At 56.2% G+C, this 25,264-nt stretch carries 25 protein-coding genes, 2 tRNA genes and 1 pseudogene; 9 read left to right on the top strand and 19 right to left on the bottom strand.

Annotated features, from left to right (window positions below; translation table 11 throughout):
- Positions 1-28 precede the first annotated feature (28 nt).
- From IFT53_RS19195 to IFT53_RS19180, 4 genes are all read left to right on the top strand, one after another.
- Positions 29-280 carry a GlsB/YeaQ/YmgE family stress response membrane protein gene (locus IFT53_RS19195; protein WP_042619284.1) on the top strand — a complete coding sequence of 84 codons (252 nt, stop codon included), beginning with the start codon at positions 29-31 and terminating at the stop codon, positions 278-280.
- Positions 281-445: 165 nt separating this feature from the next.
- Positions 446-521, top strand: a tRNA-Lys gene (locus IFT53_RS19190).
- Positions 522-660: 139 nt separating this feature from the next.
- Positions 661-906 (top strand): hypothetical protein, encoded by a 246-nt coding sequence (locus IFT53_RS19185; protein ID WP_197980304.1) that lies wholly within the window; start codon positions 661-663, stop codon positions 904-906.
- A gap of 235 nt (positions 907-1,141) precedes the next feature.
- Entirely contained in the window at positions 1,142-1,354 is a 213-nt protein-coding gene (locus tag IFT53_RS19180; RefSeq protein WP_042619285.1) for a hypothetical protein, read from the top strand.
- Positions 1,355-1,489: 135 nt separating this feature from the next.
- On the opposite strand, the gene IFT53_RS19175 is transcribed toward IFT53_RS19180, so the two are convergent.
- On the bottom strand, positions 1,490-2,554 hold the full coding sequence (locus IFT53_RS19175) for an NAD(P)-dependent alcohol dehydrogenase (protein WP_192066953.1): 1,065 nt from the start codon (positions 2,552-2,554) through the stop codon (positions 1,490-1,492).
- A gap of 105 nt (positions 2,555-2,659) precedes the next feature.
- Positions 2,660-3,394 (bottom strand): lipoyl(octanoyl) transferase LipB, encoded by a 735-nt coding sequence (gene lipB / locus IFT53_RS19170; RefSeq protein ID WP_042619287.1) that lies wholly within the window; start codon positions 3,392-3,394, stop codon positions 2,660-2,662.
- Positions 3,395-3,582: 188 nt separating this feature from the next.
- Here lipB and IFT53_RS19165 point away from each other — a divergent pair.
- A tRNA-Leu gene (locus tag IFT53_RS19165) sits at positions 3,583-3,667 on the top strand.
- Between the two features lie 92 nt (positions 3,668-3,759).
- On the opposite strand, the gene IFT53_RS19160 is transcribed toward IFT53_RS19165, so the two are convergent.
- Positions 3,760-4,017, bottom strand: coding sequence for a hypothetical protein (locus IFT53_RS19160; RefSeq protein WP_042619708.1), 258 nt, complete (start codon positions 4,015-4,017; stop codon positions 3,760-3,762).
- Between the two features lie 110 nt (positions 4,018-4,127).
- On the opposite strand from IFT53_RS19160, the gene IFT53_RS19155 reads away from it, so the two are divergent.
- The gene (locus IFT53_RS19155; RefSeq protein ID WP_192066952.1) at positions 4,128-5,276 is read left to right on the top strand and encodes a hypothetical protein; all 1,149 of its coding nucleotides are present in this window, start codon (positions 4,128-4,130) and stop codon (positions 5,274-5,276) included.
- Between the two features lie 53 nt (positions 5,277-5,329).
- Here IFT53_RS19155 and IFT53_RS19150 read toward each other — a convergent pair whose 3' ends face one another.
- From IFT53_RS19150 to IFT53_RS19140, 3 genes are all read right to left on the bottom strand, one after another.
- Positions 5,330-5,563, bottom strand: coding sequence for a BolA/IbaG family iron-sulfur metabolism protein (locus IFT53_RS19150; protein WP_003507909.1), 234 nt, complete (start codon positions 5,561-5,563; stop codon positions 5,330-5,332).
- Between the two features lie 15 nt (positions 5,564-5,578).
- Entirely contained in the window at positions 5,579-7,813 is a 2,235-nt protein-coding gene (purL, locus tag IFT53_RS19145; RefSeq protein WP_192066950.1) for a phosphoribosylformylglycinamidine synthase subunit PurL, read from the bottom strand.
- 134 nt (positions 7,814-7,947) lie between these two features.
- Entirely contained in the window at positions 7,948-9,366 is a 1,419-nt protein-coding gene (locus IFT53_RS19140) for an aminotransferase-like domain-containing protein (protein ID WP_192066948.1), read from the bottom strand.
- Positions 9,367-9,458: 92 nt separating this feature from the next.
- Here IFT53_RS19140 and IFT53_RS24190 point away from each other — a divergent pair.
- The 3 genes and pseudogenes from IFT53_RS24190 to IFT53_RS19130 all read left to right on the top strand — a co-directional run.
- Positions 9,459-9,561, top strand: a pseudogene (locus IFT53_RS24190) (DUF1127 domain-containing protein); the annotation flags it as partial.
- Positions 9,549-9,758 carry a DUF1127 domain-containing protein gene (locus IFT53_RS19135; protein WP_244656388.1) on the top strand — a complete coding sequence of 70 codons (210 nt, stop codon included), beginning with the start codon at positions 9,549-9,551 and terminating at the stop codon, positions 9,756-9,758. The pseudogene IFT53_RS24190 and the gene IFT53_RS19135, both read left to right, overlap by 13 nt.
- 127 nt (positions 9,759-9,885) lie before the next feature.
- Positions 9,886-11,718, top strand: coding sequence for a methyl-accepting chemotaxis protein (locus tag IFT53_RS19130; RefSeq protein WP_192066945.1), 1,833 nt, complete (start codon positions 9,886-9,888; stop codon positions 11,716-11,718).
- 72 nt (positions 11,719-11,790) lie between these two features.
- Here the strand turns inward: IFT53_RS19130 and IFT53_RS19125 are convergent, their stop codons facing one another.
- The 13 genes from IFT53_RS19125 to bcp all read right to left on the bottom strand — a co-directional run bounded on the left by IFT53_RS19125 (position 11,791) and on the right by bcp (position 25,140).
- On the bottom strand, positions 11,791-12,204 hold the full coding sequence (locus IFT53_RS19125; RefSeq protein WP_192066943.1) for a hypothetical protein: 414 nt from the start codon (positions 12,202-12,204) through the stop codon (positions 11,791-11,793).
- Between the two features lie 60 nt (positions 12,205-12,264).
- Positions 12,265-12,936 carry a phosphoribosylformylglycinamidine synthase subunit PurQ gene (purQ, locus tag IFT53_RS19120; RefSeq protein ID WP_192066942.1) on the bottom strand — a complete coding sequence of 224 codons (672 nt, stop codon included), beginning with the start codon at positions 12,934-12,936 and terminating at the stop codon, positions 12,265-12,267.
- 17 nt (positions 12,937-12,953) lie between these two features.
- Complete coding sequence (gene purS, locus IFT53_RS19115) at positions 12,954-13,196, bottom strand: phosphoribosylformylglycinamidine synthase subunit PurS (RefSeq protein WP_192066940.1); 243 nt, start codon at positions 13,194-13,196, stop codon at positions 12,954-12,956.
- Positions 13,197-13,213: 17 nt separating this feature from the next.
- The gene (gene purC / locus IFT53_RS19110; RefSeq protein WP_042619710.1) at positions 13,214-13,978 is read right to left on the bottom strand and encodes a phosphoribosylaminoimidazolesuccinocarboxamide synthase; all 765 of its coding nucleotides are present in this window, start codon (positions 13,976-13,978) and stop codon (positions 13,214-13,216) included.
- A gap of 312 nt (positions 13,979-14,290) precedes the next feature.
- Positions 14,291-16,828, bottom strand: coding sequence for an EAL domain-containing protein (locus IFT53_RS19105; RefSeq protein ID WP_192066938.1), 2,538 nt, complete (start codon positions 16,826-16,828; stop codon positions 14,291-14,293).
- A gap of 155 nt (positions 16,829-16,983) precedes the next feature.
- Positions 16,984-17,556, bottom strand: a complete 573-nt coding sequence (locus tag IFT53_RS19100) for an RBBP9/YdeN family alpha/beta hydrolase (RefSeq protein WP_192066936.1) — start codon at positions 17,554-17,556, stop codon at positions 16,984-16,986.
- Between the two features lie 223 nt (positions 17,557-17,779).
- Positions 17,780-19,081 (bottom strand): adenylosuccinate lyase, encoded by a 1,302-nt coding sequence (purB, locus tag IFT53_RS19095; protein WP_042619296.1) that lies wholly within the window; start codon positions 19,079-19,081, stop codon positions 17,780-17,782.
- A gap of 127 nt (positions 19,082-19,208) precedes the next feature.
- The gene (gene rpe / locus IFT53_RS19090) at positions 19,209-19,886 is read right to left on the bottom strand and encodes a ribulose-phosphate 3-epimerase (protein ID WP_042619297.1); all 678 of its coding nucleotides are present in this window, start codon (positions 19,884-19,886) and stop codon (positions 19,209-19,211) included.
- A gap of 80 nt (positions 19,887-19,966) precedes the next feature.
- Positions 19,967-21,040 (bottom strand): branched-chain amino acid ABC transporter substrate-binding protein, encoded by a 1,074-nt coding sequence (locus IFT53_RS19085; RefSeq protein WP_192066934.1) that lies wholly within the window; start codon positions 21,038-21,040, stop codon positions 19,967-19,969.
- Positions 21,041-21,177: 137 nt separating this feature from the next.
- A complete protein-coding gene (locus IFT53_RS19080; protein ID WP_192067008.1) occupies positions 21,178-21,597 on the bottom strand; it encodes an NUDIX domain-containing protein in 420 nt (139 codons plus the stop codon).
- Positions 21,597-23,111 carry a DEAD/DEAH box helicase gene (locus tag IFT53_RS19075; RefSeq protein WP_042619298.1) on the bottom strand — a complete coding sequence of 505 codons (1,515 nt, stop codon included), beginning with the start codon at positions 23,109-23,111 and terminating at the stop codon, positions 21,597-21,599. Before IFT53_RS19075 ends, IFT53_RS19080 begins: the two co-directional genes overlap by 1 nt.
- Positions 23,112-23,320: 209 nt before the next feature.
- Positions 23,321-24,586: a M23 family metallopeptidase gene (locus IFT53_RS19070; protein WP_244656387.1), complete on the bottom strand. Its 1,266-nt coding sequence runs from the start codon at positions 24,584-24,586 to the stop codon at positions 23,321-23,323.
- 86 nt (positions 24,587-24,672) lie between these two features.
- The gene (gene bcp, locus IFT53_RS19065; protein ID WP_192067006.1) at positions 24,673-25,140 is read right to left on the bottom strand and encodes a thioredoxin-dependent thiol peroxidase; all 468 of its coding nucleotides are present in this window, start codon (positions 25,138-25,140) and stop codon (positions 24,673-24,675) included.
- Positions 25,141-25,264 lie beyond the last annotated feature (124 nt).

Below are 25,264 nucleotides of genomic sequence, written 5' to 3'. Positions count from 1 at the left end.
CATATCGTGCTTGAGCAAGGAGAACATCATGGAAAGTGCTGGAATTGGTTGGATCGCTGCAATCATCATCGGTGGAATAGCTGGTTGGCTCGCTGAACAGTTCATGAAGAGCAATATGGGTGTTTTCATGAACATCATATTGGGCATCGTCGGCGCGATCATCGCCAACACACTTCTTGCCGTCTTTGGCATCGTTCTGACCGGCTGGATCGGTTACCTGATCGCAGGCTTCATCGGCGCATGTATCTTGATCGCCGTTGCGAGAGCGTTTCGTCGCTAATGCAGAAAAAATGTTGCAGGGCAAAAAGCCCGGCAATGCGGGGTTTTCCAGCGTGGTCGATGTTTTTCCGAGATTAATTTCGCAAAAATGTCATTTCCACGCTGGACAAGCCGAAATATCCTCTTTATACGGCCACTCACACCGCCAGACAATGGCGGATGCGGCGGGTGATTAGCTCAGTTGGTAGAGCAGCTGACTCTTAATCAGCGGGTCGTAGGTTCGAGCCCTACATCACCCACCATTCTTTCTCAACGTTTTAAGGTATTGATTTTCTTAAACGCTGTGCGTGTGTGCAACACGTTTCAAAGCAATTTCTAAAACTTCTGGTTTTTCCCGACACGCTCCGCAAAGCGGTCTCATTTGGCCTCATAATACCGGCAATGAGAGTTTTTACGAACATTCTGATTCTGGTGGCAGGTGTCGTCGGCAGTGGCATGGCCGCTGCGTTCTCGGTCACCATGTTTGAAGATGCCGGGGGCTTGGGCGCGTGTTTTGAAGAAAATTGCGGCTATGCAGCACTTTTCATGGCATTTCCCCTGATGTGGTTCATCCTTTTCGCTCTGGTTCTGATGGCTATGCTGATCTGGAGGCGCAAGCCGCGGCGCGACCGGGAGGGGCGATTATAGTGTCCTCTTCAAAACCTAGGCCCGACTGGCGGGGCCGCGTGGAAGGCCTATCCACAGTTTCAATCTCGCTTATAACTTGACAGTGTCAGTCATATGACAGACTCTGCGGACCGCTGGGGGATTCGTTTTACTTGTGTCGCTGGTCGTCTCTCGGGATGTCCAGCGTTCTGAGTGTGTGAATGCACGTATGTCGTGACCTTGATGTCACGGGTGTTACGTAAAATGGAGTGCTTTAATGCGCGCTATGATCAATTCTCCTTCGCTTTCGGTTGATACGATGGATTATCAGGCTGAATGCCAATTCGCTCTCGAGCCATCAATCAATGGTCTCCTGGAAAAGGCTGAGGGTGCGGGCTGGGATCGTCAGCATGCGGTGCTTGCCATCATGGCACTTGCCAGCGGCAAGGTTCCTGAGAGCAGCTTTACGGATGACCGGCTTCTATCTTAATCACGATGACATAAGCAGAGGTGGCAGGCGTTAGCCAGCCAGGCGCTTTGCGCTGTTATCTCCTTATATATAGCCATGAAAAAACCCGCCGATATTTTCGGCGGGTTTTCGTTTTTTAGCTCTTTGCCGTTTTGTTTATGCGGCCTGCTTCGGCATGCTTTGCATATCGATGACGAAACGGTAGCGCACGTCGCTCTTGATCATGCGCTCATAGGCTTCGTTGATCTTATCCATGTTGATCATTTCAATTTCGGCTGTGATGCCCTTTTCAGCGCAGAAATCGAGCATTTCCTGCGTTTCGGCGATGCCACCAATCATGGAGCCAGCGAAGGTCTTGCGGCCTGGGATGAGGCTGAAGGCATGGACCGACAGCGGCTTCTCAGGCGCGCCGACCTGCACCAAGGCACCATCGCGCTTCAGCAGAGCAAGGTACGAGTCGATATTGTGATCTGCGGCCACGGCATCGATGATGAGATCGAGGCTGGATGTTGCCTTCTTCATCTGCTCGGCGTCCTTGGAAACGATCACTTCATGCGCGCCAAGCTTCTTGGCATCATCTGCCTTGCCGGGAGAGGTGGTGATCATGACCACGGTTGCACCCATGGCGCTGGCGATCTTGACGGCCATATGGCCGAGGCCACCAAGCCCAACAACGCCGACTCGGGTGCCGGGACCGGCATTCCAGTGGCGAAGAGGAGAATAGGTGGTGATACCGGCGCATAGCAGCGGGGCTGCTGCTGCTGCGTCGAGACCTTCGGGGATATTCAACACGTAGCGGTCATCCACGACGACGTGGGAGGAGTAACCGCCAAGTGTGTGTGCTTCGCCGCCCATGGCCTTGTCTTGCGAGTTGTAAGTGCCCGTCATGCCGTTTTCGCAATATTGCTCAAGGCCTTCCGCACAGCTCGCGCAATCACGACAGCTATCGACAATGCAGCCAACGCCGACGCGGTCGCCGGTCTTGAACTTGGTCACGTCAGAACCGACGCGGCCAACACGACCGACGATTTCGTGGCCGGGCACGCATGGGAAGAGAGAGCCTGCCCATTCTGCGCGTGCGGTGTGGATATCCGAGTGGCAAACGCCACAGAATTCGATTTCGATTTCCACATCGCGCGGGCCCGGATCACGGCGCTTGATTGTGGCGAGTTTCAGCGGGGAGGAGCCATCATCGCAGGCATAGGCAGATGTTGTGAACATGAAATGGATCCTTTTTCGATTTTTCGATGAAAGCGAGAGCGGGATGATGATCCAGCTTTGCGCAATTGAGAAACGTTGATCGATACAGAAGGTTGCGGCTCGATATTAAAGTGTCTGATGAGCCGCTTCGTTTGCGGTTGCGCCGAAGACCTCTTCGAAGGACTGGCGCAGCATGACATCGACGTCACCCATCATAACCAGCAATCCAAGATCGACAAGACTGGTGACGCCATATTGAGAAATTCCGCAGGGCACGATTCCGCTGAAATGTCCCAGATCCGGATCGACATTAATGGAGAGGCCGTGGAAGCTGACCCATTTGCGCAGGCGAATGCCAAGGGCAGCGATTTTGTCTTCGCTCACGCTTCCATCCGGCAGAAGCGGCTTTTCCGGGCGGCGTACCCAAACACCAACGCGGTCTTCGCGGCGCTCGCCCCGCACATTCATCTTATCCAGGGTGCGAATGATGACATCTTCGAGTGCGGCCACATAGGCGCGCACATCCTGTCTGCGGCGCTTGAGATCCAGCATGACATAGACCACACGCTGGCCGGGGCCATGATAGGTGTATTCGCCGCCGCGACCCGTCGCAAAGACCGGGAAACGATCCGGCTCGATCAGATCGGCAGAATCGGCGCTGGTGCCTGCGGTATAGAGTGGAGGATGCTCCAGAAGCCAGATCAACTCGTCGGCTTCTCCAGCTGCAATCGCCGCCACCTCGCGCTCCATCTCATCAATTGCCACCTGATAGGGGACAAATCCGTCGGAGATTCGCCAGCGAACGGGCGCTGAGCCGGAAATTGCGAACATATCCGCCTTGATATCGGTACGTGTCAGCATAAAAAATCCTTTCCACAGCCTTCTCGCAGAATGATTTCTGAGCTGCAAGCCCTGCATTTGCGGGCTTCTTTCATATAGTGACGCCGCCGCCGATTTTTAATTTCAAAAAACTGTCATGACGCTCTTGTGCACCCAAAATGCTTTTGGTACATGCACCTTCGTCGGCGCAAGTTGACATCTACCACGATGCGGTCGTGGCGGAATTGGTAGACGCGCAGCGTTGAGGTCGCTGTGGGGCAACCCGTGGAAGTTCGAGTCTTCTCGACCGCACCAAAGAAACCCGCTTCGGCGGGTTTTTTCTTTTTTATCAATCTGTACCGCGCTTTTGTTGATGTGAAAGCTTAATAGCAGCAGGTGCAAAGCACCTATCGCTGGCGGCTTCTGGCTGCGGCAGTGCGGCGTTTGCTGACCTGCTTTTTGGCGATACGCGTCTTGGGCTTTCGGGTGGTTTTCTCACCCAGTGCGGCCTTGAGGATGCTGCCGACGATGCCGCCCGCAATTGAGGTGCTGGCCTTTGCGCGGCGCTTTGTGCGTCTTGTCTGGCGGGTGCCGGATTTCTTGAGGATTTCCGCCACCGCGCCCTTGATGACGCCGCTGATCAGCTGATCGACGATTTTTGACAATTGGGCCTCTTTTTTTGGTGCCGCCTGTAAAAAGTTATTATTTTCAATATAGGTGCGCCCACCCGTATCAAGCAATCCTTTTGGATTGCCGTTTTTTAGGATTGCTACAGATGACGAAGGTTTCGTCGCGATTGGTTTTTTATTTTCCCGGCTTTGACCCGCTGGATGCGCAGGCGCATCAGCGTCGTTATGAGCGCAGCGCTGCGCAATCGGGCAAGACGTTCGGCGTTGACTATCAGGTGAGTGGCATCAACGAGACGCCGGTGGGCAGTCGCATGGATGTGGCTGCCCTTCACAATGGCCATGCCACGCAGTCTACCATCCTGATCCACGACCATAATGACCTGATTTCACAGCTGCGTGCCGTGTCCATCTGGAAGCAGATTGCGCTTGGGTTCAGGGCAGGCGCCGGCATCATCGGTGAGGGGGGAGCACTCGCCTATTTCCGCCATGCGTGGCGGTTCGGGCTGTTCTTCCTGTTTCCGTTTTTGCTGATTACACTCGGTGCTATCGCCGCCGTGTTGATCGCCGCTTTGCCATTGCTGCTGGGCGTCTCGGTTTTTCTTTGCCTTATCGCCATCCCGCTCGGCTATCTCTTCTTCGCGAAAGGTGTGATGCCATTTTCGGATCGGTTTCACACACTTCATCTCTTTGCGGACTGGCGCTTTGCCCTGACTGTTGGCCGTGACGAGCCTATGGCGCGTGACTGGATTGACGCCAAGGCGCAAGCTGTGATCGCCGCGCTTGAGCAGGGGTCTGAGGAGGTGCTGTTCGTATCCCACAGCATGGGAGCAAGCCTTGCGCTGGCGGTGGCTGGACGCGTGCTGGAGCTGAAGCCGGGCGCGTTTGACTGGCGGGCTGTTTCGTTCGTCACATTGGGTGGAGCGGCGCTTCAGTGCGCGCTGCTCAGAAGTGCCTCAAGGCTGCGCCAGAGCATCGGCGTGATGGCTCGGCATGAGCATGTGACATGGTTTGATATTCAGTGCCTGACGGACCCTATCCACCTCTACAAGTGTCACACAGCCAAGCTGACAGGTCACGGCGATGCGGCCCAGCCGAAGATCGTGCCGATCCGCTTCAAGCATTCGCTTTCTGCCGAGCGATATAAGAAGAACAAGCGCAATTTTCTGCGCATGCACCGCCAATATGTGCTGGGTTCTGACCGCCGTTCGGGCTTTGATTTCGCGTTGCTAACGGCGGGGCCGATGCCTGCGGCATCCTTTGCCAATCTGCGCTCCGAGCAGCCGCCCAAAATGTAAAAAGGCCCGCGCGAGATTTTCGCGCAGGCCCTGATCTTAAAACGACAGATTCGTTATTCTGGAGCAGACGTTTGCAGTGCCAAGGCATGCAACACGCCGCCCATATTGCCTTTCAACGCGTCATAAACCATCTGGTGCTGCTGCACGCGGGTTTTGCCCTTGAAGGCTTCCGCCACGACTTCTGCCGCATAGTGATCGCCGTCACCGGCGAGATCACGAATGGTGACTTTTGCTCCGGGAATTCCGGCCTTGATCATGTCCTCTATGTCGCCGGGCTTCATGGGCATGCTATCTCTCCTCGATTATTCTGCAGCGGCGAGAAACTCGCCATCCATGAACTGAGGGAACCATGATTCATGGGCTGAACGCAATTCATTAATCGCTACTGCGCGGGCGTTACCCAGCTTAACAGTTGAGCCGCCCGTCTTGCCGATAACGGCAAGCGAAACGCCTTCAGCTGCCGCACGAGCGGAGACGGTTTCAAGGTTCGCTTGGGCGACCGTGAACACGTAACGACCCTGATCTTCGCCGTAGAATGTGTGCACCGGGTGGTGACCTTCGACTGCATCAACCGTCGCGCCGATGTCAGACGCCATCGCCATTTCGGCCACGGCAAGTGCCAGACCGCCGGATGAGCAATCGTGGACGGCACTTGTCAGGCCATCGGTGATGATGGCGCGGACAAAATCGCCGGTCTTCTTTTCATGGGCCAGATCCACATGCGGGGCAGGGCCATCGATGCGGTTATGGATATCGCGCATATAGACGGACTGTGCGATGTGGGAGCCAAGTCCCTCAGGCGCACCGGCTAGAAGGATGACCTCATCACTGGCCGCAAAACGGATGCGGGCCATCTTGCCCCAATCCGCCATCAAGCCAACGCCACCGATGGTGGGGGTGGGAAGAATGGCCTGGCCGTTGGTCTCGTTATAGAGCGAGACGTTGCCGGAAACGATCGGGAATTCCAGCGCGAGGCAGGCTTCGCCAATGCCCTTGATGGCATGAACCAACTGGCTCATGATCTCGGGCTTTTCCGGGTTGCCGAAATTGAGGTTATCTGTCGCAGCCAGCGGCAATGCGCCGGTTGCTGTGATGTTGCGCCAGCATTCTGCAACGGCCTGCTTGCCGCCCTCGAAAGCGTCGGCTTCCACGTAACGTGGCGTCACGTCAGATGAGAAGGCAAGTGCCTTCTTGTCATGGCCTTCGACGCGCACGACACCGGCATCGCCGCCCGGCAGCTGCAGGGAATTGCCCTGAATCAGCGTGTCGTACTGTTCATAGACCCAGCGACGCGACGAGTTGTTGGCAGAACCGACGAGCTTGAGCAGAGCGTCGGCAATATCGGCGTCTGGAACATCGTTCTCAGCCAGCGGTGCAGGCACCTTGGCCGGTGTCCATGGACGATCATATTCAGGCGCTTCATCGCCCAGTTCCTTGATCGGCAGATTGGCGACTTCTTCGCCATTGTGCAGAACGCGGAAGCGCAGATCATCCGTTGTCTTGCCGACGATGGCAAAGTCCAGACCCCATTTAACGAAGATTGCCTTGGCGACATCTTCCTTGGAAGGTTCCAGAACCATGAGCATACGCTCCTGGCTTTCAGACAGCATCATCTCATAGGCGGTCATGCGTTCTTCACGCACGGGAACCTGATCGAGGTTGAGTTCGATGCCGAGGTCACCCTTGGCACCCATTTCAACGGCAGAGCAAGTGAGGCCAGCGGCACCCATATCCTGAATGGCGATGACGGCACCCGTCTTCATCAGCTCAAGGCAGGCTTCCAGCAGGCACTTTTCAGTGAAGGGGTCTCCAACCTGAACGGTCGGGCGCTTTTCCTCGATGGATTCGTCAAATTCGGCAGATGCCATGGTCGCGCCGCCAACGCCATCGCGGCCCGTCTTTGCGCCGAGATAGACGACCGGCAGGCCAACGCCCTTGGCTTCCGACAGGAAGATGCCGTCGGACTTTGCAAGGCCAGCCGCAAAGGCATTGACGAGGATGTTGCCGTTGTAGCGGGCATCGAATTCGACTTCGCCACCAACCGTGGGAACGCCGAAGGAATTGCCGTATCCGCCAACGCCGGCCACAACACCTGCAACGAGGTGGCGGGTTTTCGGGTGATCAGGGGAGCCGAAGCGCAGAGCGTTCATTGCGGCAATGGGGCGAGCGCCCATGGTGAAGACGTCACGCAGAATGCCGCCAACGCCGGTTGCCGCACCCTGATAGGGCTCGATGTAAGATGGGTGGTTGTGGCTCTCCATCTTGAAGACGACGACGTCACCATCATCAATATCCACGACGCCAGCGTTTTCACCGGGGCCCTGCACAACACGTGGACCTGTGGTTGGCAGGGTCTTCAGCCACTTCTTGGAGGATTTGTAAGAGCAGTGCTCGTTCCACATGGCGGAGAAGATACCAAGCTCGGTAAAGCTTGGCTCGCGTCCAATCAGGTCCAGAATGCGCTGGTATTCATCGGGCTTGAGCCCATGGGATGCAATGAGTTCCGGGGTGATCTTGATATGATTTGGAAGTGTCATAGGTCTCACGGGGTTCGAGCCGGTACGGGAGTTTCCGGTTCTTTACCGCAAGAGACAGCAAGGCGCGACAGGAAAATGTTCTGAAGCCCCCGCAAAAACCGCCTTCACCCCAGTTTTTCGCAGTGTCTGCGCTCTCAGGCCACACCCTCATAACCCGCAGAACCATTGTCCAGCAGTTGCCGCAGGATGCCGAAGGCTTCGGTCAGCTCGTTGCGGGTTTTCGGTGCCGAGAAGCTGATGCGGACGCGGTGAAAGACTTTTTCCGAGCGTCCGGCTTTGAACTCATCCTCGTCATCAATCAAAATGCCCTCTTTCATGGCGGCGCTGCGGAAAGTGCCGGAAAGCCATGGCTCCGGTACTTTGAGCCAGAGGAAGGGAATATCCGGCATCGAGTTGAACTCGAAATCTGCAAAGGCATGGCGGGCAATCGCTACGCGGGCATTGATTTCTGCTGTGCAGTCTCGCCTGATGTCATGCGCATCGCCGCTGTTGACCATGCGGGCGCAGAGTTCAGCCAACAGAAAGGGCAGGCCGCCGGTCATCATGGCGTGGGAAATGCGAATGCGTGACGAGAAGTTTGGCGGGCATGCGACCCAGCCACCGCGAACACCAGCGGCGACCGATTTCGACAGACCTCCGATGACGAAGGTCAGATCCGGAGCGAATTCTGCAATCATTGGCGGCTGGCTGGCAACCGTTGCGCCATACAGATTGTCCTCGATGATCCAGACATTGTACCTGCGGGCGATATCGGAAATGGCGCGACGGCGATCCTCGGGGAGGGTGGCACAGGTCGGGTTTTGGCCCGTGGGCATCAGGAAAATCATTTTCGGATGCTGTTGCGCGCAGACGCGCTCCAGATCCTCAGGGATGATGCCCTCCTCATCGCATTCCACCACCGCTGCGCGCCGACCGGCAAGAATTGCCGCCCGGGCAATCTGCGAATAGGTGGCGGTTTCAAACACGATCCGGTCACCCGGCGAAGTCATGGCGGTAATGACGCTCATGATCGCTGCATGCGCGCCAAGCGTGGGTACAATGCTGTCCAGCGCAGGCGACCAGTCTCCCTGCGAAAGCCAGCGGACACCAGCCTGTGCCCATTCTTGCGGAAATGCCCTTGCATAGTCTGTGATCTCGAAGGAGCAGTCTCTGGCAATCTCTGCAATGTGCTTTTCGACAAGAACACTTTGGCCAACATCCGGGGCGGCCGTGGTGTTCAGGCGGAATTTGTTGGGCGTTTCCGAGGCGGGCCTTGTGCCCCCGAAGGATGCGACTGCGCGTTCATGCGCTGCCGCCGGGCTCGGTGTCGTGCTTGCATTTACATATGTGCCGCGGCCAACTTCGCCACTGACAAGCCCGCGTTCATGGATGAGTGCATAGGCACGGCTGATGGTGCCGATTGTCACCCCGAGATCGAAGGCGAGGTTTCGCTGCGGCGGCAATTTCGTGCCAGCGGGCAGGGTGCCATCCGCGATAGCTGCTTCGATGTGATCAGCAAGCCGGATGTAAATGGGGCCTGTGCCGCTTGAAAGGTCGGGTGTCCAATTTGTCATGGTGACAATATATGCATTGTATCCATACTCATGTCAATTGTATCTCTGTTCAAGAACGTAAACACAGGCGCTTTTTGAACGGTAGGTACAATATGCTCAAGATGGATCAATATAACAATACAATAGATACAATGTATCCCGATGGATACGAGCGCGAGCGGATCTTTCGGGATAGCGGCGATATGCTTGACCCTAAGTCGGTCTCCGTTGCAAGGGGGTTCTTTGCGCGGTTGTTCGAGAGGATTGCGCTCAGCGCAGCAAAGCGTGCGGGTAGACTGGCCCTCCGCGAATTGTCCGAAGAGCAATTGGCAGACCTCGGTCTCACGCGTCACGAGGCATTGGAGGAGGCCCGCAAGGCATCCCTCTTCTCGTGGCCATCTCGTTCCCTTTAAGTAAATTAGTATATGACGATTTTTAAATTCAACTTTTAATCGGCGGTGGATAGAAGTGCGCAATCTAGTTTATTAAAACTTAATAATAATTGGCGATATTGTCATGACGTTGCTAGGGGATATTGTGATGTCATCGATTCAGCAGAAAATTATTGTTGTCAGTCTGGGTATTTTTGTCTTAGCCGGGAGTGCCGCCGGAATTGGACTTTGGTCCGCTTCCGAACTAACCGGTAATGCCAATCGCATCGCAACGTCAGCGGAGGTGCTGCGCAACCACATGCAGGCAGACATGATGCATGATGCGCTTCGGTCTGATGTTTTCGCGTCGCTACTGACCTCCAACCCATCCGCCGGAATTTCCCTGAAGGATGTGAAGCAGGACCTTGCAGAACACGTAGCTTCTTTCCGAGAAATGATCGCGGCAAACGAGGCTCTCGCAACGGACCCCGAAACGCAAAAAGTCGTGAAAAGCGTTGAGCCTCCCTTGCGCGCTTATATTGACAGTGCGACCAAGCTTGTGGCCTTGGCTGAAACAGACACCAACGCTGCCATGCAGGTGCTGCCTGATTTCATGAAGCAATTTTCGGAGCTGGAAACGGCTATGGAAGTTGCGGGCGACAGTATTGAAAAGGTCGCGGAGAGTATCAGCGCAGAGAGCGGCGATACCAGCGTCTATATCAATAGCATGCTGGAGGCGCTCATCGTTTTGACCGTCTTCTTCTCAGGCATCATTTTCTATATCTCTCGGCGAACCATCAGCGCACCGATCCTCGCGCTTTCGAAATCCATGTCTCAACTTGCGCAGGGTCGCACGGACGTTATCAGCGCCGGGGTCGGTCGCAAGGATGAAATTGGTTCGATGGCGGCAGCGGTGGAAGTGTTCCGTGAAGCGGCCATTTCCAAAAAGCGAATGGAGGCGGAAGCTGAGGCGTTGCGCTTGCAGGCGGAAACCGATCGTTTGGCAGCTCAGGAAAGAGCGGAAGCTGTTGCGGCTGAACGCTTGCGTGTGGCGACATCCGGCTTGGCGGGAGGCTTGAAGCGGCTGGCATCGGGCGACTTGTCCTTCCAGCTGAACGAAGCCTTCTCGCCAGAATTCGAGGCATTGCGGCAGGACTTCAATCTGTCCGTCAAACAGCTCGGCGATACATTACGGTCTATTGCAGACAGCATTTCCGCCATCGGCAATGGCACACAGGAAATTGCCTCTGGCGCGAATGATCTTTCACGCCGTACAGAACAGCAAGCGGCTTCGCTGGAGCAGACTGCCGCTGCACTGGATGAAATAACCGTCAATGTCACCAATTCCAGCCAGAGAACCATGGAAGCACAGCGGGCTGCGACTTCTGCGACTGATAGCGCTGCCAAGTCCTCCAAGGTTGTGAACCAGGCGGAAGAGGCGATGCAGCGGATCGAGAATTCCTCGCAGCAGATTTCCAACATCATCGGCGTCATTGATGAAATTGCATTCCAGACCAACCTTCTGGCGCTGAATGCCGGTGTTGAGGCTGCGCGCGCTGGTGAAGCAGGTAAAGGCTTTGCTGTTGTTGCGCAGGAAGTACGCGAACTGGCGCAGCGTTCTGCGAATGCGGCCAAGGAGATCAAGGCGCTCATCCAAACGTCAACGGCGGAAGTTGGAAGCGGGGTTGAGCTCGTGCGTGAAACAGGCCTTGCATTGAACGAAATCGCCGACCGGGTCGCTGGCATCAATCAGCATATGAATGCGATTGCAACATCTTCGAAGGAGCAGTCTGTCGGGCTTTCCGAAGTCAATACAGCCATCAACTCAATGGACCAGACAACACAGCAGAATGCGGCGATGGTTGAAGAATCCACCGCAGCCTCATCGGCATTGTCGCAGGAGGTTGAAAAGCTTCGTGATCTCGTTGCTCAGTTCAGCCTGGGAACATCACAATCTGCGGCCGCTGGCGCAGCCCGCGGCAGAGCGCGCATGGTGGCTTGATTTCTCGCCCGATTGCCATGTTACAAAAGCCCGCCATGCGCCATTCTGTCAGGTGCTGGCGGGTTTTCTATTTCAGGAGCAGCCTTTACCGCCATTGACCCAACGCTTCACGTCTGTGGTGATGCGTGCGGCGTGTGGTTCGTTCATGGCTGGGCCGAAAGCGTCAACCTTGGCTGGATTGCCTTCCGCTTGCACAACGAGCATAGGGCGCGATTCCGGGCTGTTGCGCGGCACCAGCAGAATGCGCGGGCGGCCGGAGAAAGAATTGAGTTCCGGTGCAAGGCGGTACTGCTTGAAAGCCGGGTCGCCTGATTTGAACCAGCAGGCATTGGCGCCCAGTGCAACGCGTTCCATGACCGGCAATGCTGCCCGGGATGCCGACGCGGCGGCCACGGGTGCTCTTTCCGCCTGGCAAGCGGCCAGAGAAAGGGCTGCAAGGCCGAGGCCCGCAAGATTGAGAGCGTGGGGAAGGCGCAGGCGGTTCATCGCTTTAATTCCATATCAGTGAAATACAACAAAGCCGGTGTAACCCGGCTTTGTTAATTTTTAAGCTGCGATGACGCCGAGGGCTGAGGCAAAGATACCGCGCCCATCATTGCCGCCATGGGCGGCTTCGATGAGGTTTTCCGGGTGAGGCATCATGCCCAAAACATTGCCCTTGGCATTGATGATGCCGGCGATGTCGTTGAGCGAACCATTCGGATTGGTGCCTTCCGCATAGCGGAACACGACCTGGCCCTTGTCTTCGATGGATTTCAGCTCTTCCGGCTCGACAAAGTAATTGCCATCGTGATGGGCAACGGGCGAGCGGATGATCTGGCCCTTGTCATAGGTGCGCGTGAATTCGGTGTCGTTGTTGACGACCTCAAGCTTCACTTCGCGGCAGACGAATTTCAGCGATGCGTTGCGCATGAGCGCGCCCGGAAGCATGCCCGCCTCGACCAAAATCTGAAAGCCATTGCAGACGCCGAGAACCTTGACGCCCTGTTCGGCCTTTTCACGGATAGCCTGCATGACGGGCATGCGTGCAGCGATCGCTCCGCAGCGCAGATAGTCGCCATAGGAAAATCCGCCGGGAATGACGATCAGATCGACGTCGGGAATGTCTGTTTCCGTCTGCCAGATGGTGATTGGTGCCTTGCCGGAAATCCGAGTCAAGGCCGCGATCATGTCACGGTCACGATTGAGGCCCGGAAGCTGAACGACTGCGGATTTCATGGATCGGCTCCTGAGCGTCAGAGAATAGCGATAGAGTAGTTTTCGATCACCGTGTTGGCGAGGAGCTTTTCGCACATCGCCTTCAGGTCGGCTTCAGCTTTCGCCTTGTCGCTGGTGGCCAGTTCCAGATCGAAGACCTTGCCCTGACGAACCTGGCCAACGCCTTCGAAACCGAGGCTGCCGAGAGCGCCTTCAATTGCCTTACCCTGCGGATCGAGAACGCCGTTCTTGAGCGTAATAGTCACCCGTGCCTTGATCACCTGATGCTCTCCTGAATTCACTTGACCAGAACCGGGCCGGTACCACGGAGCGGTTCGTTTTCGTTGATAATTCCCAGACGGCGCGCCACTTCCGAATAGGCTTCCAGAAGCCCACCCATATCGCGGCGAAAGCGGTCCTTGTCCATCTTTTCCTGCGTCTCGATATCCCACAAGCGGCAGCTATCGGGAGAAATCTCGTCGGCCAGGATGATGCGCATCATATCGCCTTCGTAGAGGCGACCGCATTCGATCTTGAAATCAACCAGTTGAATGCCGACGCCGAGGAAAAGACCCGACAGGAAGTCATTCACGCGGATGGCAAGCGCCATGATGTCATCAAGTTCTGCCGGGTTTGCCCAGCCGAATGCGGTGATATGCTCTTCAGACACCATCGGGTCTTCAAGCGCATCGGACTTGTAATAGAACTCGATGATCGAACGCGGCAGAACCACGCCTTCATCGATGCCGAGCCTTTTGGAAAGCGAGCCAGCTGCGACATTACGCACGACGATCTCAAGCGGGATCATCTCCACTTCCTTGATCAACTGCTCGCGCATGTTGAGGCGGCGGATGAAGTGCGTGGGAATGCCGATCTTGTTGAGATGTGTGAAGAGATACTCTGAAATACGATTGTTCAGAACACCCTTGCCGTCGATGACTGCGTGCTTTTTCTTGTTGAAGGCGGTTGCGTCGTCCTTGAAGAACTGGATGAGAGTTCCCGGCTCTGGACCTTCATAAAGGATCTTGGCCTTGCCTTCGTAAATACGGCGGCGACGGTTCATATTAACAAATCTCTTGGTTGACGCCGGATGGGTGGCGTTTGTTTCGTCTATTGAAGCGGTCCCATAAAGGAAAAGAAGCCATTCCACAATGAGGCTGGGGCCGCGTTCGCTTCAATTGTGGCCCTTGAGTGCTGCTTCTGCGAGGTGGTGGTCGACTGATGAAGCCTTTTCAACAGCTTTATTTATCAGAAAATCAACGCCTTGCTGAGGGTAAAAACACTATGGGCCAAAACGCCGATGAAATTGTGGTTGAACCGTAGCATAATCAGACATGGGGGAGCGAAGGTTTCTCCGCCCTACCGTGGGCTCAGTTCATTTTAACGGGGCGATGCCGGGGCTGGCCCTTGTTGAGCGCTGAGTCTGAAAAGGAACGGTTCTCCACGCCTGCGCCGCCACGAAATCGGCCACGGCCTCCGCAGGCAATGGGCGGCACAGGGCGAAGCCCTGCAGGGCATCGCAACCCATATCTTGCAGAATATGAATGTGCTCGGCGCTTTCCACGCCCTCAGCCACAACTCTGATGCCCAGCGAGCGGCCGATATCAATGATGGAACCCAGCAATTTCCGCTGTTCGTTGGATTGGGGAATGAGCCGAACCAGTTCGCGGTCGATTTTCAGTGTGTGCGGGCTGACCTTCAGCAGGCTGATGATGGAGGCATGGCCCGTGCCGAAATCATCGATTTCAATATTGATGCCCAGCTCCCGCAGCTTCTTCAGATTGTGGAGGGTGATGTCGTCGCTTTCGTCCAGAAAGATGGATTCCAGCAGCTCGAATGCCAGCGTGCCTGCTTCAATCTTGAGACCATCGAGTGACTGGCTCAGCGCCGGATCATGGAGCCGTCTGGCGGACACGTTGACGGACACTTTCGGAATGGAAAGGCCCGCCGCCTTCCATTTGCTGAAATCCACCAGCGCCTTTTTTAGGATGATGCTATCGATTGCGGACACAGCATCGAGATCTTCCGCGATAGCGAGAAATCGGTCGGGGGTCAGGATCCCTTCGGCAGAGTGGTTCCAGCGCGCCAGCGTTTCGACACCGGTGATATCAAGGGTCTGTGCGCAGAACTGAAACTGGTAATAGGGAATGAACTCATCTCGCTCCAGCGCGGTCAGAATCTCATCCGAAACGCGCTTCGTGTTGATCAACCAGTCCTGCGTATCCGATGAGAAAAATTCGAAGCGATTTCGGCCTCGCTTCTTGGCATTGTAAAGCGCGATATCGGCGTTGAGCAGCAGCTGCTTGTAGTCCATATCCGCGCCGATACCGCAGGCGATGCCAATGCTGGCACCGATGCGACATTCATGGCCTTCATGCAGAATGGGTTGCTTCAGCTGCTTGATCAACCGCTTGGCCATCGACTCGATTTTGCGAGTGTCACCGTTGAAGGGGGACAGGAACACGAATTCATCGCCACCGATGCGCGCCACGAACTCTTTCTTCTTGCTGGCCTTGCGCAACAGGTTGGCGACATATTTCAGCATGACGTCGCCGGTGCGATGGCCGAGCGTATCGTTGATCTGCTTGAAGCGATCCAGATCGATGTGAAGAATGGCAAGGCCGGGGCCGGTTTGATCCGTAAAAAGGTCGCCCCGTGTCAGGACTTCGTCCAGATACCGGCGGTTTGGCAGGTCGGTCAGATAGTCATGCAGCGCATTGTGCTCGATGTTGATCCGGGCCTGCTCCAGTTCGTGGTTGCGCGTCTCCGTCTGGGTCTTGGCGCGTTCAAGCTCGTTGCGAAGGGCAATATCTGTTGTGACATCCCAATTGACGCCGATCATCTTTCGTTTGCCGTCAATATCGATGAAGGGCAGGGAGCGCGCGCGGATGTAACGCAGTGAACCGTCCGGCAGGATGGCGCGGTATTCTTCCGTGAAGGGCTCAAGCTTTTCCATTTTGTCAGAAACGTTAACCAGAACACGGCTGAGATCATCCGGGTGAACGCGGCTTTCCCAGAGCCCGTCGACGAGGATGGGCATGCTTTTGTCGATGCCAAAAATCTCGTACAAACGGTCGTCCCATGTCGTTACGCCGGTCTCGAAATCCACTTCGAAAACACCGACCTGCGATGCCTCCAGCGCGAGTTTCAGGTGGCGGGCCATCCGCTCCATATCGCTTTCGGATGCCTTTCGCTCGGTGACATCGGTATCTGTGCCGACGATGCGCAGAGCCTTTCCGTTTTCGTCGCGCTCAATGCAGGCACCACGACACTCAATCCAGATCCAGTGACCATCCTTGTGTCGCTCGCGATACTGAAAAGCAGCATAGGCCGGATCGCCTTCCGTCTGCTTTTCGAGGCAGTGCACGGTGTGAGCGCGGTCATCAGGATGGACGAGGGTCAACCACTCTTCGAGGTTGGCTTCAATGGGATCATCCGGTGCCATGCCACGCATAGAGCGCCAGGTTTCAGAACCATACATCTCGCCCGTCGCGAAGTTCTGATCCCACACGCCAGACAGCGAACCCACTAGCGCACTGTTCCAGCGGCTTTCCCGCATGGCAATCTCGCGCTCACGCAGGCTTTGCGCTGTGATGTCGGTGAACTGGGCGAGAATGATCCCGCCTGCGCTCGCCTGCATGCGGGTCATTGACAGAAGTGCATGGCGCTGTCTGGTCGGCTCGTCGTTCAGCCGGACCTCCAACGTTGCAGGTCCGTTATTTGAAACATCGGCCAGTGTTTCAGTCGCGGCAGCTTGGTCATCCCTATGGATGAGATCCAGAAGGTGGGTCGGGTTTGCGCAGGCGCAGGCAAAATTAGGCTGCAGATATGCAATGTTTCCGCCAGGCAAAAGCTGGATAACGGGAACAGGCAATGCGTCAAGAATTTCTTTCAGTAAAAGATCTTGGTTCACGCGACCCTGCCACCGTTCCCACTATAGACGCCCTGCAATAAGGGTCGCATCGATTGCAGGTTATTGTCGCAGACTTACGCGCTGGTTGATAGCGCATAGGTGAATATTTAATGCCTAATCTACTATTCTTTGATTTGCTGATATATTCAGTCAAATTAAAGGTTAAAGCTGGCCGGTGGTTTCAGCTTGCTGAGGAACTGGGCAAATACCATCGTGCCTTCCGGCCACGGGCCATGACCAGATTCCGCATTGATATGGCCAGACATACCCGCATCAATGAGCGTGGAGCCCCAAGCATTCGAAATCTCGCCCGCATGCTCATAGCTGCCGAAAGGATCGTTCTGGCTAGCGATGGTAATGGCAGGGAAAGGAAGGGGATCACGCGGGTAGGGACCGAAGGTCATCAGGTGCTTGGGGCGGATATCCGGGTTTGCCACATCGGGTGGTGCCACGAACATGGCGCCCGCCACCTTACCGGCAATCTGCGGCAGCGCGTGCATGACAGTGGGCACGCCCAGCGAATGGGCAACCAGCACGACGGGGCGCGTGCAGGCGTTCACCTCTTCGATGAGCTTTGCGACCCAGTCTTCACGGACCGGCTTTGTCCACTCCGCCTGCTCGACACGGCGGGCGGTGGACAGCTTTTCCTGCCAGCGGCTTTGCCAGTGTTCGGGGCCAGAGTTGGTGTAGCCGGGAACGATGAGGATATCTGCTTCAGATGCTTTCATGCCTCTTATCTGCTAGCGCCACCGCCCGCCGTCAAGAGAGGGGCGGTAAAGGCCCGTAAAATTAATTCAACGCGCGTGTTATTTTACGAAGCACTCTGGCACCGCGTCAGGCAGGTGTGTGTATTTCGCGAAAATGCTGAGCCGTGCAGGAGCTGAAAACGCAATCAGCCGACGCGAAGGATCGCGCCGGCTGATTTGATTGTTCGTCAGCGTGATCGGTCGATCAGCCGAAGACGCGGGAGAAAATCGTGTCGACGTGCTTGGTGTGGTAGCCAAGATCGAACTTTTCGCGGATTTTCTCTTCCGGCAGAGCGGCCCGGACTTCTTCGTCGGCTAGAAGCTCTTCCAGGAAGTCCTTGCCTTCTTCCCATACGCGCATAGCGTTGCGCTGGACCAGACGATAGGAATCCTCACGCGAGACGCCAGCCTGCGTCAGCGCTAGCAGAACGCGCTGGGAGTGAACGAGGCCACGGAACTTGTTCATGTTCTTCAACATGTTGTCCGGGTAGATCACCAGCTTTTCGATAACGCCAGCCAGACGGTTCAGCGCGAAATCCAGAGTGATTGTCGTGTCTGGGCCAATGGCGCGTTCAACCGAGGAGTGGCTGATATCGCGTTCGTGCCAGAGTGCCACGTTTTCCATGGCAGGCACGACGGACATGCGGACCAGACGTGCGAGGCCGGTGAGGTTTTCTGTCAGAACCGGGTTGCGCTTGTGCGGCATGGCCGACGAGCCCTTCTGGCCGGGAGAAAAGAACTCTTCGGCTTCCAGAACCTCGGTGCGCTGCATGTGGCGAATTTCAATCGCGACGTTCTCAATGGAAGACGCGATGACGCCGAGCGTTGCGAAGAACATGGCGTGACGATCCCGAGGAATGACCTGCGTCGAGACCGGCTCCGGTGCAAGGCCAAGCGCCTTGCAGACATGCTCTTCGACCGAAGGATCGATATTGGCGAAGGTACCGACAGCGCCGGAGATAGCGCCGGTCGCAATTTCAGCGCGGGCATTGACCAGACGGGCGCGGTTGCGATCCATTTCGGCATAGAAGCGGGCAAAGGTCAGGCCCATCGTCGTTGGCTCTGCATGGATGCCATGGCTGCGGCCGATGCGGACGGTGTCCTTGTGTTCAAAGGCGCGGGTTTTCAGCGCGGCTAGAACCCGGTCCATATCAGCCAGCAGAAGGTCGGCAGCGCGGACCAGCTGGATGTTCAGGGTCGTGTCGAGAACGTCTGACGATGTCATGCCCTGGTGAATGAAGCGGCTGTCCGGGCCGACAAATTCTGCCAGATGAGTGAGGAAGGCGATGACGTCATGCTTCGTGACGGCTTCGATCTCATCGATGCGCGCAACATCGAACTGAGCCGCGCCGCCCTTTTCCCAGATCGTTTTGGCCGCTTCCTTTGGAATAACGCCAATTTCTGCGAGAGCGTCACAGGCATGCGCCTCGATTTCGAACCAGATGCGAAACTTCGTTTCCGGCGACCAGATTGCGACCATTTCCGGTCTTGAATAACGAGGTATCATGGCAATGACTTTCTCTCAGGAAGGAATATTTCTGCCCGTTTAGCAAAGTGTTCCGGCAATCTCAACGCATTCGTCTGCAACGCGAAACATAGGCGGCTGTGCGAGGGCCGCCGTTCTCTTTTGGGGTTTAGGCGCGACCCTGCTCGGCGGCGGCGCGCACGGCGCTGACCATCTTGCGGTAATCTTCCACGCCATCTCCCTTGAAAATGGCAGAACCGGCAACCAGAACATTGGCACCCGCCGCAATGGCGCTGCCAGCCGTATCGATGGTGATGCCGCCATCCACTTCCAGCTCAATCGGCCTGTCACCTATCAGAGACTTGGCGGCGCGGATCTTGTCCAGCATCGCGGGAATGAATTTCTGACCACCGAAGCCGGGGTTGACGCTCATGATGAGGATGAGGTCGACATCATCAAGCACATTTTCCAGAACGCTGAGCGGTGTTGCAGGGTTGAGCGTGACGCCGACCTTCTTGCCGAGCGAACGAATGGTTTGCAACGAGCGATGCAGGTGCGCACCCGCTTCGGCATGCACAGTGATGCCATCGCAACCGGCCTTGGCGAAAGCTTCGAGATAAGGATCGGCAGGAGCAATCATCAGATGGCAATCGAAGAAGGCCTGGCTGTGGGGGCGAAGCGCCTTGATGACATCTGGTCCGAAGGAAATATTCGGCACGAAGTGGCCGTCCATGATGTCGAGGTGAATCCAGTCGGCACCGGCAGCCGTTACATCGGCAACTTCCTGTCCAAGCTTTGCAAAGTTGGACGCAAGGATGGACGGGGCGATCCGCACGGGAAGGGACATCTGCTTAGCTCCTCAAGCAAGGTTTTTCGCGCCTTATCATTGCCGATGAAGAGCAATGATTGCGCGGGTCTTCATTGTTTTCAGCGCTCGGTATGCTCCACGGAAACAAAGGCCGAGCCGTTCCATTGTTGCAGGCGGTAGGGGTTGTCCTGAAGCTCATGGCTTTCGTTGAACATAACGGGGCCGATGGCCGTCTCAAAGCGTGTGCCGATCATCAGCGCGGATGCCGGTTTGCTCTGGGCTTCGGATAGCTCGACCAGCTTTGCCGCCACCTGCGTTACCGCAAAGGCGGGCAGGGCATAGCCTTCCGGCTCGACATTGGCTGCGCGCAACGTCTGAACCGCATCAACGGCTGAAGGTAGCGTGGCGTAATCGGGAAGCGTAACAGCAAGCACACCAGCAGGCATCGGCACGGGGCTGTTGGCAGCCCTCATCGTATCGCCCGAGAGGATGGTCAGCGGAAATTTCTCAGTTGTGGCATCGCGGGCGATGATGGCGACATCGTTGCGCTCTGCGCCGATGAAGACATGGGTGATGCCGGTGCGGCTCAGGCGTCGCACAAGCGCGACCTGCTGTTCCTGGGATGGGCGAATTGTATCGGTAAAGGTGGGCTTCAGGCCGGATTCTTCGAGCTTGGCCCTGATGCGGTCCACCAGTTCACGGCTATAGATTGTGCCGTCATCGATGAGACCCAAGGAATGGCCCTTCCAGTCCCGCAAAATAGCTGCGCTCACGGCTTCCGCTTCATCGGCCTCTGATGGCGAAAGCCGGAATAGCGGCCATCCGCGCTTCAGCGTATCTTCCATCAGGCCGGATGCGCGGCTGGACAGGGTGATGGCAGGAATATTTGCGTTTTTGAGGGTCGGCAGTCCCTGCGACAGTGTTTCAGTGCACAGGAAGCCAACGACAATGCTAACCTTTGCTGCGACCAGACCATCCGCGATTGCGCCCCCGCTTCCTTCTTCGCAGCTCTCGTGAATTTCCATGACATCAAGGCCAGCTTTTGCGGCTGCAATCTTCACGCCCTGGCGGATTTGCAGGCCAAGCGCCTCATATGGCCCGCTCTGCGGCGCGACCACGCCAATGGTCGCGGCACTTGCTGTGCCTGCCATGGCGAAAGTGGCAGCGATTGCGAGCAGGCGAGTTAGGTGCATGGCGTGGCGGGTTTCCTCTTGCTGTCCTGCGATGTTTAACGACACCGGACGTTTTGCAAAAGAGGAAATGCCCGTCAAAAAGACTGTTAGGCAGGAATTTTCGCGTATTTTCAGCGATATAGGATTAACGGAGCCGTTCACTCGCCGGCATTGCGCAATTGGAGAAACGCATCCCTTGCAAAAAAGGACAGTGGCTGAGGCGGATTGTCCACATCAAACCATCCAAACTCTGACAGTTTATCAGGCTCGGTCAGCGAGGGTTCACCCTTGAAATCATCTGTCATGTAGATGAGCGAAAGCCAGTGTTGCCCATCGGCGGCAATGATCTGCTCGCTGGTGCACAGAAAGCTTGCATCGCCGATGCTCAGGCCAGTTTCTTCTTCGGCTTCGCGTATTGCGGCAATTCTGGAATGCTCCATGTGGTCGACCTTGCCGCCCACAATGTTCCAGTGCCCGGCTTCGGGCGGATTGACCCGTTTATAAAGCAGGACCTTGCCATCGCGCCTGATGACAAGGCCAGCGCCAACGCCCGGAAAGTTAATGCCGGGCTTCACAATCACGCCTTCGCGGTTGCGACGATCAGCATGAAAGCTGGAATGTCATCACCGAAACCAACAGGTGTCGGGCCATCATCGTGGTCGCGGTAGTGGCGACGACGGTTGTCATCATTTGCAGGGGGCGTTGCGTTGTGGTTGCGCTCGAAATTGCGAGGTGCTCTTTCTTGCTTACGTTCTGCCTTCAACTTGTCGCCTCCATTTGCCGCGATTTCTACGATAGCGGCTGGCTGAATGATCTTTTCTTCGACAACCGGCTGTGGTGCTTCTGCCTGTGGAGCAGCATCACGACGGTTTCTGTCACGGCCACGACCGCGTTCCTTGTCTTTTTCCTTGCCACGGCGCGGACGCTCGGAAGCAAAGCTTTCCATGGGTTCCGGCAGGGCGGTCAGGTCACCGTTCAGCCATTCGATCTTCTCGTTGATGAGCTTTTCGATAGCGTCGAGATATTTGGTGTCGCGACGGTTGACGAGCGTGAAGGCAGCGCCGGAGCGGCCTGCACGGCCCGTGCGGCCAATGCGGTGGACATAGTCTTCCGCGTGAATCGGAACGTCGAAGTTGAACACGTGGCTGACATCGGGGATATCGAGGCCACGCGCTGCAACGTCTGATGCAACGAGCAGCGTGATCTGGTTATCTTTGAAGCCCGCAAGCATCTTTGTGCGCGAGTTCTGGTCCATGTCACCATGCAGTGCACCGACCGAGAAACCATGACGTTCCAGCGAGCGGAACAGGTCTGCGACATCCTTCTTGCGGTTGCAGAAGATGATCGCGTTCTTGAGGTCGGTCTGCGCGTTGATGAGATCACGCAGGATGGCGCGCTTCTCATAATCCTTGTCATGCGTCGCAACGATGCGCTGCGTCACGGTCTTTGCCGTCGAGGATGGCTTGGCCACTTCGATGCGAACCGGGTTTTGCAGGAAGCGGTCAGCCAGCTTCTGAATTTCCGGTGGCATGGTGGCCGAGAAGAACAGCGTCTGGCGTGTAAAAGGAATCATCTTCGCGATGCGCTCGATATCGGGAATGAAGCCCATATCAAGCATGCGGTCGGCTTCGTCGATCACGAGGATCTCGACGCCGGTCATCAAAAGCTTGCCACGTTCGCAATGGTCCAGCAGGCGGCCGGGGGTGCAGATCAAGACGTCTGCGCCACGCTCCAGCTTGCGATCCTGCTCATCAAACGACACGCCACCAATCAGCAGCGCGACATTGAGCTTGTGATTCTTGCCATATTTTTCGAAGTTCTCAGCAACCTGCGCCGCGAGTTCGCGGGTGGGTTCAAGGATAAGGGTTCGCGGCATTCTTGCGCGCGCACGGCCTTTTTCCAGAAGGGTCAACATGGGAAGTACGAAGGACGCAGTCTTGCCCGTACCCGTCTGCGCAATGCCGCAGATGTCGCGACGTTCCAGCGCTGGCGGTATCGCGCCTTCTTGAATAGGTGTCGGTGTCGTGTAGCCGGCACTTTCAATAGCGGAAAGAACTTTTTGGCTCAGGCCAAGATCAGAGAATGTTGTCAAAGGAAAAACTGTTTCCATGTTGGTTCGAAAAGAACACTTAGCTGTCATAACGGCGGCGCCGCAGACTGTAGCGGCGGAATAGGCCGAATTAGCCAGAAAGTCAAGGAAACAGGGATTTATCTCAAAACAATACAGGTTGCCGCACCGTTTATGGTGTGCCTGACGACTGGAATCGCGTCAATAACCGGATAAGTGATGCGCCGTTTGATCTATTGCAGATAGGTTTTAAGTTCAGTTCCGGCCAGCAGAAAGCGTGCAGGATCGACGGGGTTATCGTTCAAACGCACCTCATAATGCACATGCGGGCCAGTTGAACGGCCCGTGCTGCCCGCTTTGCCGATGACCTCGCCAAGTGCGACTTTGTCGCCTTCCTTCACGAGAATTTCCGAGAGGTGGCCGTAGCGGGTTGTGATGCCGTTGCCATGATCGACCTCGACCATGTTGCCGTAACCACCTGAAAAGCCTGCGCTTGTCACCGTTCCAGCACCTGTTGTCTGAACCGACGCACCCGTTTCGGCGACGAAATCGATACCCGCATGCAGGGCAAGGCGGCCGAGGAACGGATCGATGCGGTTTCCGAAGCGGCTAGAGATTTCACGGCCGGGGGCAGGGTTACCGAAGGGCAGTGATACAGCCGCGCCGCGCACCGTTTCAAGGCGGATCAGGGCGCTGTCGAGATTGCTGAGTTGCTCTTCAAATGTTGCAGAACTCGTATTCACCGGCTCCACGAAGGGGCCACCAATGTCCTGCGGGACCGAGTCGTCGATGCGGATGCCGGTTCTGCGGATGATATCGGCCATGGCGTCTGCCTTGCTTGCAGCGCCCGATGTCAACGAGGCGATCCGGCTCAACTGTTCGGACTCGACCTTGTCGAGCGAGGCGATCATCAGCGACAGGTTGCGCTGGGATAGTTTTTCGTGCCCGGATGTGTATCCGATGCTGCCCTTCATGCCTGTGGATGGAGATGACAGGGCGCTGTCGATGGCTCTGACAGCGCCCGAGAGGCTCGCCTTCTTATCCGGCGCGTAAGCATTGGCGGCGCTGGGTTCGATTACGGGTTTGGAAAGACCGGATTTTTCAGCGCGCTCCAGCAATTCGCTCATGCGGCCATGCCTGGAGGTGAGGGCGCTTTGTTGCGCCAAGAGCTTCTCTACCTTGCGTTCCACGGCTTGCTGATCCAGCACCTGCTTGGAGGTGACGCGGTCCACTTGGGCGCGGAGTGCGGCGATGCGATCTTCATATTCTGTCTGCATTCGAGACTGGCGGGCGATGGTCGCGCCGACGAGATCATCGCGCAGAATGAGGTAGGCAGTGGAGCCGATATAGCCGATGCTGAGCAGACCGGCGACGCATAAAGCAGTCGCCGCAAGCCAGGGCCGGATCGTGATGTGGCGCACTTTCTCGCCGCTGGCGAGAATAAGGACGTGCTGCTGGCGTTTTTTGCCAAATGCCAGGTCTTTACCCGCTCTCGTCAAAACGCATCCTCCAGCCAACATCCTATTTGGCTGGATAGTAATTCGTTAAGGTTAACGAAGTTTTGACTTTATCAGCAAGGCAGCAACTACTGAGCGTTTACGGCCTCAAGAACCTCTTGTGCATGGCCGTTGGCCTTCACCTTGGTCCAAATTTTGGCAATCGCGCCACCGGGCGAAATCAGATAGGTCGTGCGCTCCACGCCCATGTATTTTTTGCCATACATGCTTTTTTCTTTCCAAACGCCGTAGCTTTCCAGCACCGTGCGCTCCTCATCGGAGGCCAGCATAACGGTAAGCGAGTGCTTGGCAGCGAATTTATCGTGGCTCTTGACCGAATCGGGGGAGATGCCGATCACAACAGTGTTGGCTGCTTCGAAATCCGCACCCATTGCGCTGAAATCAATGGCCTGCACGGTGCAGCCCGACGTGTCATCCTTGGGGTAGAAATAAAGGACCACTGTCTTGTCGCTGAGGCTTGAAAGAGTGACTTCACCTGAGCCATTTCGGGGCAGGGTAAAGTCCGGTGCTGTATCGCCAATTTTCCAATCAGTCATATATGACCTTTCTTTCGCCGGATTGTTGAGTAAATGGGCCGTTGTTCGATATATACCGAATAAGTGCTTCGTCCAGTCTTGTGGCGATACAGACGGTGTGATTGGTAGGACCGTCACGCCGAAA

The sequence above is a fragment of the Rhizobium sp. CFBP 13644 genome (assembly GCF_014842165.1).
In the GTDB taxonomy this organism is placed as follows: domain Bacteria; phylum Pseudomonadota; class Alphaproteobacteria; order Rhizobiales; family Rhizobiaceae; genus Agrobacterium; species Agrobacterium tumefaciens_C.
The sequence above is the reverse complement of the archived record's forward strand: the minus strand, read 5'-3'. Positions and strand labels throughout refer to the sequence as shown.